This is a genomic window from Desulfosarcina sp. (assembly GCF_033791525.1).
In the GTDB taxonomy this organism is placed as follows: Bacteria; Desulfobacterota; Desulfobacteria; order Desulfobacterales; family Desulfosarcinaceae; genus Desulfosarcina.
This window is the reverse complement of the sequence record NZ_JASJGN010000029.1, coordinates 1-7,859: the sequence shown is the minus strand read 5'-3', so window position 1 is coordinate 7,859 and position 7,859 is coordinate 1. Positions and strand designations below refer to the sequence as shown.

The window sequence follows — 7,859 nt, the reverse complement described above, 5'->3', positions numbered from 1 at the left end:
TGCGGCAACCGATTCGGGAAAGGGCTGGTGCGCCCGGGCGGAGTTCGGTTCCCCATGAACGACGACAACCGTCGAGATCTGACCGCCCGCATCAGTGAACTCAAACCCCAGGTCAAGCATACGATCGACCTTCTCTTTTCCACCTCGAGCGTCCGTTCCCGTTTTGAAGGCTGCGGTAAGGTGAGTCGATCCGATGCGGAAAAGATGGGGCTGGTGGGACCGGCCGGACGCGCCTGCGGCATCACCTACGATGTTCGGCGATGCTTCCCCACCGAGCAGTACAGTCGTCTGGACATCCCTGAAAATGCTGAACCCACGGGGGACGTGTATGCCCGTGCCAAGGTCAGGGCCGACGAGGTGATGCAGTCCATCCAGATCATCGAATCATTGCTGCAAAACCCGGTTGAAACCCATGTCATCGACGTTGCTGAAATGACCCTGGCGCCCGAATCTTTAGTGGTCACGCTAAACGAGGCCTGGCGGGGGGAGTTGTCGCACTGCATCCTCACCGATGCGGCGGGAGATATCCTGCGCTACAAAGTCAAGGACCCCTCTTTCCACAATTGGAACGGGTTGTCCATGTCTCTCAGAGATACGGGAATTTCGGATTTCCCGCTGAACAACAAGAGCTATAACCTGTCGTATTGCGGGTTTGACCTTTGACGGTTTCGTAGAACGTCCGATATCTGCGTTACGCTTCATCCCTCGTCACTGCGGCGTACCGTCAGTAAGCCTCATTTCTCGGGATGGAACATGAATGTTCGCCGTAATGATGAAGATCAATATACTGTTAGCTCGCTAAAGCTCGCTTTCGCGGCCCGCTAGCCTTGATCTCGAACGTTTTTCGAAACCGTCGGGAATGTAGTTTTTAAAGCGTAAATCATCTATAGATGAGAATCATACTTCACCAACACATCGATAACGGCAAAGCGAATCCAATATGCTAAATGTGCTGAAAAACAGGTTCGAACAGGGGTGCAAAACCTCTAAATACCCCAAGGAAAACGTGCAGCTGCTGCCCCGCTACCGGGGCCGGCCGGAAATCAACCCTGATGCGCCGGCGGAGGTTGCATCCGCATGTGCGGCGGGCTGCCCCCAGGAGGCCATCGATGCCGCGGCCAAGACCATCGACATGGGGCGCTGCGTCTTCTGCGGCACCTGCGAGCGTATTGGCAAAGGCCAGTTTGTAACTTTCACCCAGGATTTTGCCATTTCCGTTGCCGAAAAGGAACACCTGATCACCGCGGGTGACCTCCCGGACTTGGCTGCGCATTCCCGACAGCACTTTAAAAAGCTCTTCGGCCGGTCGCTTCAGCTTCGCCAGGTGTCGGCGGCCGGCTGCAACGCATGCGAAGCGGATCTTAACGTGCTGGCCACCCCGTTTTTCGACCTGGCCCGCTTCGGCATCAACTTCGTCGCTTCTCCCCGCCATGCCGACGGCATCGTGGTCACCGGCCCGATTTCCCGCAACATGAAAACGGCCCTGCTGCAGACCTTTGAGGCCACCCCCGAACCCCGGGTGGTGATCGCCGTGGGTAGCTGCACGCTGACCGGCGGCCCTTTTCGGGGCAGCCCCGAGGTCAGTGAAGGGCTGGACGCCATACTACCCGTGGATCTGTTCATTCCCGGCTGCCCGCCGCACCCCATGAGCAATCTGCATGCACTGCTAACCTTCTTCAAATAGACGAATTCGTAAAAAATCCGATATCTGCGTTACGCTTCATTTCTCGTCACTGCGGCGTACCAGAAGTACGCTGCCTACGGCACCCGCGATAGCGGTATTCTCAAAATTCGCAAGCCTTGATCTCGGGTTTTTACGAATCCGTCCAAAATGAGTTTTTTTCGACTTCATCAAATAAGAATGGTGGATAACAACAGCGGTATCCTGCCCATATGGACAGGATCCCGCCGTTGTTTATGGCTGGATAATAATGGTGGGGTACAACCCTTCCTTATCGCCTTTGGGATAAGGCTGAAGCGTATTAAAGGAGATGTTCTGGTTGCGCTGGGCATGCCCGCGATTCAAATTGCCATCGAAAAAGGCGCCGTTGGCTTCCAGGATATGGTGAATCCGCTCCTGAAATGCCGAAACAAAACTCCCACCGCTGCCTTCGAAGAGCATGCTGCCTCTACAGATCCGGGTGTCGATCTTTGAAAACTGCTTAAGCGGCATGCTGTTCACTTCCAAATCTTTGGCTTCTTGGATCAACCCCCATACCAGATGGCCGGGAGGAATGGCCAGGGGGTTGCGGGTGTCGATGATCGTGTGGGGCATAATAATGCTGTCCTGACCAATGCTGAGCCTTGCATTAGGTCGCCCCCTGAGAAAACTGTTGAATCCCACAAACACGTTGGTGGCCAGATCCGCTTCAATAATCTTGGCACCGTGGGCGGTAACATTGTTACCCTTGAGTTTTGAATTGATGATATAGCAGTTTTCCTGAGCATTGGCGCCCCTGCCGAGCCAGGAATTCTGGAGGAACGCTCGCTGGGCCACCAGCACATTATCTCCTATGTGAGTTTTCGGCTTTATCACGGCGAAGCGGTCCAGAGACGCACTGGCTGGAACGGTAACTGGGTTTTCAATGTTGACCACATTAAACACCCGCTGAAATGCCTCCTTGCGATCCTCCACAAAATCCATGAACACCCCTTGGGGCGGACTACCGCTGGCAAAATAGGTGTAGTTGTTCAATTGATTGATCGGATAACGGTACATGAAATTGAAATCACCCGGCTTACGGACCCATACGGTTCCCGGTTCGATATTCAAGTGGCTAATTTCACCGGCCTGAACATACGAGTATGCGCCGATAACACAGTCTCGCATGGTGGTCAGATCCACCGTCGAAAATGGCCCTAAATAACAGCCGTCGGAAGGCGATCCGTGAATGTTGGCGTAATGGGTTGAGATGGTGTCCCGAATATAAAATCGTTCCAGGGTCTCCGGGTCATGGGAAAAATTGTGGACCAGGGTCTTGATCAGAAAACTGTCGTCGATGCGAATCTCTTCATCCTGGTCCACCGGGATATCGAACTCCTGGTATTGGAACAGATCTCCCTTTTTTTTCAGTTCATCGCCGCGGATGTCGCTCTTATAGAGCAGAGAGTTGGTCACCCGGCATCGTCCCAAAAAATAGCTGCCGGAGAGGTTGGCGTGCTTGAACACCAGGTTCAGGGGATGATGCGGGGTGATACCGTAAAAAGCATAAAATTTGGTCATCTGCCCGGTCGGAACAAGCTTATTGACCATTGGATGAACATCGAACTCCAACTCCCGGAGGTTGATGTTCACGCGTTGGATAATCCGGTCAAAGAGTTTTTCAAGTTCTCTCATTATGCCTCTCCGTCTGATAGCTGTGATTCGGATTCTTTCATGGCATGGAAAACGACGGCGAACACATCAGCCAACCGCAATACACCCACGATATCCGCATCCCTGGTAACCAGCAACGAGAGATTGGAACCGGTGGTCAACTGGTGAAGGGCCATATCCAGGGACGTATTTTCATCCACGTACTCGCCTTCGGGTGGCCGCTGCATGAGATCGGTGACTTTCAACTTGGCGGCTTTGGAATACACATCCAAGATGGGCGGGGAACTTTTCAGGTACTCTTCCTGTTGCAGGGCGACGGCTTTGCGGGTGAAGCCATACTGTTTGAACTTTCTGATTTGATCCAGATTGGCATCCCTGGGTTCCAGCGCACACAGAAAGTCCATCTGGCTGAGTTTGCCGATAACCCGTTTGTTCTTGTCCAGAACCAGAACGGCCCGGTGGGAGTAGCGGCTTTGCTGAAACTGTTCCTGCGCCTTCTCCAGCGCAAGTACTGATTCGTAAAGTGTCGCCTCCTCGGGCACGGTGGCGTACTCCGAGATCGGCACCATTAAATCTTTGACAATGTAGTTCTTCACAGGGAGTCTCCAGCTTAAAAGTTCAATAACAAAGCCTATTTTTCCAGCATTTGGAATCCGTTCGCCTATTGTCTTAAATTTGACGTAACTATTATGAATATGTCAAGAAATAAATCATAACCCATATAATCATTTAATTAGTCAGGAAGTAACATCTCCAACAGATTCGATGGCTGTTTTTTTTCCAGGCGCGGTCATCGTCGCCTGCCACCGCGTTATCAGTTAAATATACCAGTGGCAATTGCCATTCTCTTGATCTTACCCATCCCCTGTGGTAGACAACCGCTGGCGTTCCAAATTTTACTTCCACACACACAAATCAATACGATATAAATGGGTTGAGATGCCCAATAGGATAATAACGATGAGAGGAGGAGCAGATTTGAAAACAAAACTGGTAAAAGACCTGATGGTACCGTTGTCGGAGTACGCCACGGTATCCGAAGATGCCACCCTCGATGAAGCCGTTGCGGCCTTGAAACAATCCCATGCGGAATTTGACCAGACCAAGTATCGGCACCGGGCAATCTTGATCTTAGACGCAGATCAGCAGATCGTGGGCAAAGTCAATTTGCATGCCATTTTAAAATCGTTGGAGCCCAAGTATGATGACATGTTCTCCGACAGCGGTCCCACGCATATGGGATTCACCCGTAAATATCAGCAGGCCATCTTCGAATCCATGAAACTGTGGCAGGACCCTATGGATCAAATCTGCGAAAAAGCCGCCCAGATCAAGGTCAAGGCCTTTATGGCCACACCCAAAGAGAGTCAGATGATTGAACCCGACGCCCCCTTGGGTCAAGCCATTCATCAGCTGGTCTTGGGCCACCATCAGTCGCTGCTGGTGACCCAAGACGAGCGCGTCGTCGGCGTGCTGAGGCTCACCGATGCCTGTGAGTTCGTCTGTGATGCCATTGTGGCCTGTAAGTATTAACTGGAAATGATTTTAAGTAATCCAACAATTATGTCTGCAATGGAGGGACTATAAATGAGTAGCGATGCAGCAGCGTTTCCAGCAATCGGGCTTGGCTGGAAAAAATATCTGTTTATGGCCATCGGTATCATTCTGTTTGTCGTCGTTTACTATTCGCCTCCCTGGCCGGCCGCCCTCGATCCCGAGGGAAAAGCCTTTGCGCTCTCTCCGGAAGGCAAAGGCGCGCTGGCGGTGTTTCTGCTGGCCGCCACATGGTGGGTCTTCGAGGTGGTACCCATCGGCGTGACCAGCCTAACCATCGGCGTACTCCAGGTGCTTTTCTTTATCCGGCCGGCCAAAGAAGCCTTCAAGGATTTCATGGACCCCAGCGTGCTTTTCATCTTTGGCTCGATCGTGGTCGGCCTGGTCTTTACCAAAACCGGATTGACCCGCCGGATCGCTTACAAGATGCTCGGCATTGTCGGTGAAAAAACCAGCATGATCTACCTGGGCTGCTTTGTCCTCACCGCCGCCTTGACCCACATCATGGCCCATACTGCCGTGGCCGCCACCATCTACCCGCTGCTGGTGGCGATCTACGCCATGTACGGCGAAGGCGATAAGCCGACCAAATTCGGCAAGGGCCTATTTATCGGCATGGCCTATATCGCGGGCGCCGGCTCCATCGTCACCCTGCTGGGTGCCGCCCGTGGTGCTGTGGCCCTGGGCTTTTACAATGAAGTCGCCGGAAAATCCGTCGGTTTTTTTGAACTGTCCTACTATATGGCGCCCATCGGCTGGCTGATGACCTTTCTCCTGTGGGGTTTTTTCATGGTGGTCATGAAACCTGAAAAAAGAACCATCCCCGGCCTGCGCGAGAGAGCCAAGAGGCTGAGCGAGGAGATGGGGGGCATTACCAGAAAAGAAGTCACCGCCGCGGTCATCGTAGGAACCGCCATTCTGGTCCTGGGTGTGTCGGCCGTGTTGAAATCGACCATGCCCGAATTTACACCGCCCCACAAGACAGCCGTACTGCTGACTTCGACCATTCTTTTCTTTGCCACAGGGCTTCTGGACATCAACGACCTGGAAGAGATTCCCTGGAACATCATCCTGCTCTTTGCCGGTGCCATGAGTATCGGGTTCTGCCTCTGGCAAACCGGCGCTGCCGAATGGATGGCCGTGAACTGGCTGACCATGTTCAAGGAGTCGACCGGATTCGTCTTCGTCATGAGCATCGCTTTTTTCGTGATGATGATGACTAACTTTATCATGAACGTGGCCGCCATCGCCATCTCCCTGCCGGTGGCCCTGGTCATTGCGCCCTACCTGGGCGTGTCCGGAGAGGTCATCCTGTTTGCATCCCTGGTGGTGGCCGGCATGCCCTTCCTCCTGCTGGTTGGCGCCGCCCCCAATGCCATCGCCTACGACTCCAAACAGTTCACCACCGCCGAATTTTTCCTGTGGGGGATTCCGGCCAGCATTATATTGATGGTGGTCACCGCCTTTGCGGTCAAAGTGCTCTGGCCGATTATGGGCATGCCCATTACGACCGGCGGCTGACACATGAAATCGTCGCCCTGACATGATCGAAGCAGCCCTGCTGCCTATAGCGGCAGGGCTGCTTCCTATCGTTACCCGCGGTTCAGTCCATCGCGCTAACGATTTCAGCGAGGTAAAACAATGAAAAAGATTTTTGTCAAAGAGTTGATGATCCCCATCTCCGACTATGTATCGGTAAAAAAGACGGATACCCTGGTTGACGTCCTGCTGGCCCTTGAATCGGCGCAGCAGGCCAATGCCCACGCCCACCGGGATGCCATCGTGGTCGACGACGCTGGTAAGTTCCTTGGAAAGGTCACCATGATCGACATCTTCCGTGCACTGGAGCCCGGCTATAAGAAGATGATGAAAGGCCTTGCGACCGGCACACTCACCAACGATTTCGTCATGAAAGCGGTAAAAGAATTCAATCTGTGGCTGGAGCCGGAGCAGGATATCTGCCAGCGCGGCAGCAAAAAAAGCGTCGCCGAGGTCATGCATGTATCCAAAAGCGTCGAATCCATCCAGGAGAGTGACACCCTGGAAAAAGCATTGAACCTCTATGTCATGGGCGTTCACCAACCCCTGATTGTCAAGGACGGCAAAACGGTCACCGGAGTCCTGCGATTCGGCGACATGTTCGAGGTGGTCAGGAAAGGTTTATTGGCCTGCAATGTCAACCAATAGTTCCGTATAAAATCAATTCCCAACACGGGTGAAATGATTTTTTTTAAAAAGCGTGGATGGATATCAGCCATCTGCGCTTTGCCATTTTTAATAGGGGTGTCTTTTTTGACAATCCGGGCAGATATGGCTGCTCCGCTGGGCCACGACAAGGCGTACGACAGTGCTGCCGCATCGTGGGCAAGCTTTGCCAGTACGGCGAAATACATTGAGTTTTTCGGCATTTCCGCCCGGTCGGCTGCCCGGCAGGTAAAAGTTGCTCTTGCCGGTACCCAGAGACGTGCCTAAATTCCTCAGCCCCTTGTTCAGGACACGGGGGATGGCCCGATGCAGGATCGGGACTTCATCAACGGTGAGCGAACGGCTGGTACGCTGCGGGTGAATGCCGGACTCCCAAAGGGCTTCATCCACGTATATATTGCCCAGGCCGGCCAGAAAATGCTGGTCCAACAGCAGCGGTTTGATCTGGCGATTCGTCGTCTGCAGCATCTCCGAAAACCGTTCGACCGTAAAGTTTTCTTCCAGCGGTTCGGGGCCCAGGTGATCCAGAATTCTCTCCGGGGCCGTGGTCAGCCAAATACGACCGAACTTGCGCGTATCCTGAAAACGCAGGCTATGCGTTTGGCCAACGTCCAAGATCACATGCTCATGTTTGTTGCGTGGCTGGTCTCGGGGCTCCCAGTTCAGCCGCCCGGTCATGCGCAGGTGGATCATCAAGGTCAGGCTGCTGGACAGGTCAAACACGATATATTTGCCCCGGCGGGAAATCTGCCGGATTGTTCGACCTTTGATTTTATTGCAGAAG

The 7,859-nt window shown here is 53.3% G+C and carries 7 protein-coding genes and 1 pseudogene; 5 read left to right on the top strand and 3 right to left on the bottom strand.

The genetic code is table 11. From position 1 onward, the window contains the following. A pseudogene (locus QNK41_RS01405) lies at window positions 1-663 on the top strand (hydrogenase); the annotation flags it as partial. 277 nt (window positions 664-940) lie between these two features. Beyond that, entirely contained in the window at window positions 941-1,684 is a 744-nt protein-coding gene (locus QNK41_RS01400; RefSeq protein ID WP_319252988.1) for a hydrogenase, read from the top strand. A gap of 231 nt (window positions 1,685-1,915) precedes the next feature. Here the strand turns inward: QNK41_RS01400 and QNK41_RS01395 are convergent, their stop codons facing one another. Both QNK41_RS01395 and QNK41_RS01390 read right to left on the bottom strand, forming a co-directional pair. Beyond that, complete coding sequence (locus QNK41_RS01395) at window positions 1,916-3,337, bottom strand: transferase (RefSeq protein WP_319252986.1); 1,422 nt, start codon at window positions 3,335-3,337, stop codon at window positions 1,916-1,918. Next, on the bottom strand, window positions 3,337-3,912 hold the full coding sequence (locus QNK41_RS01390) for a CBS domain-containing protein (RefSeq protein ID WP_319252984.1): 576 nt from the start codon (window positions 3,910-3,912) through the stop codon (window positions 3,337-3,339). The genes QNK41_RS01395 and QNK41_RS01390 overlap by 1 nt, the downstream gene beginning before the upstream one ends. Before the next feature lie 382 nt (window positions 3,913-4,294). Here QNK41_RS01390 and QNK41_RS01385 point away from each other — a divergent pair, with 382 nt between their 5' ends. From QNK41_RS01385 to QNK41_RS01375, 3 genes are all read left to right on the top strand, one after another. After that, entirely contained in the window at window positions 4,295-4,849 is a 555-nt protein-coding gene (locus QNK41_RS01385; protein ID WP_319252982.1) for an HPP family protein, read from the top strand. 54 nt (window positions 4,850-4,903) lie between these two features. After that, window positions 4,904-6,391 carry an SLC13 family permease gene (locus QNK41_RS01380; protein ID WP_319252980.1) on the top strand — a complete coding sequence of 496 codons (1,488 nt, stop codon included), beginning with the start codon at window positions 4,904-4,906 and terminating at the stop codon, window positions 6,389-6,391. Between the two features lie 120 nt (window positions 6,392-6,511). Then, window positions 6,512-7,057, top strand: a complete 546-nt coding sequence (locus QNK41_RS01375; RefSeq protein WP_319252978.1) for a CBS domain-containing protein — start codon at window positions 6,512-6,514, stop codon at window positions 7,055-7,057. Between the two features lie 87 nt (window positions 7,058-7,144). Here QNK41_RS01375 and mutM read toward each other — a convergent pair. Next, window positions 7,145-7,859 (bottom strand): DNA-formamidopyrimidine glycosylase (gene mutM, locus QNK41_RS01370; RefSeq protein WP_319252976.1); only part of this gene is annotated, 715 nt, incomplete at its 5' end.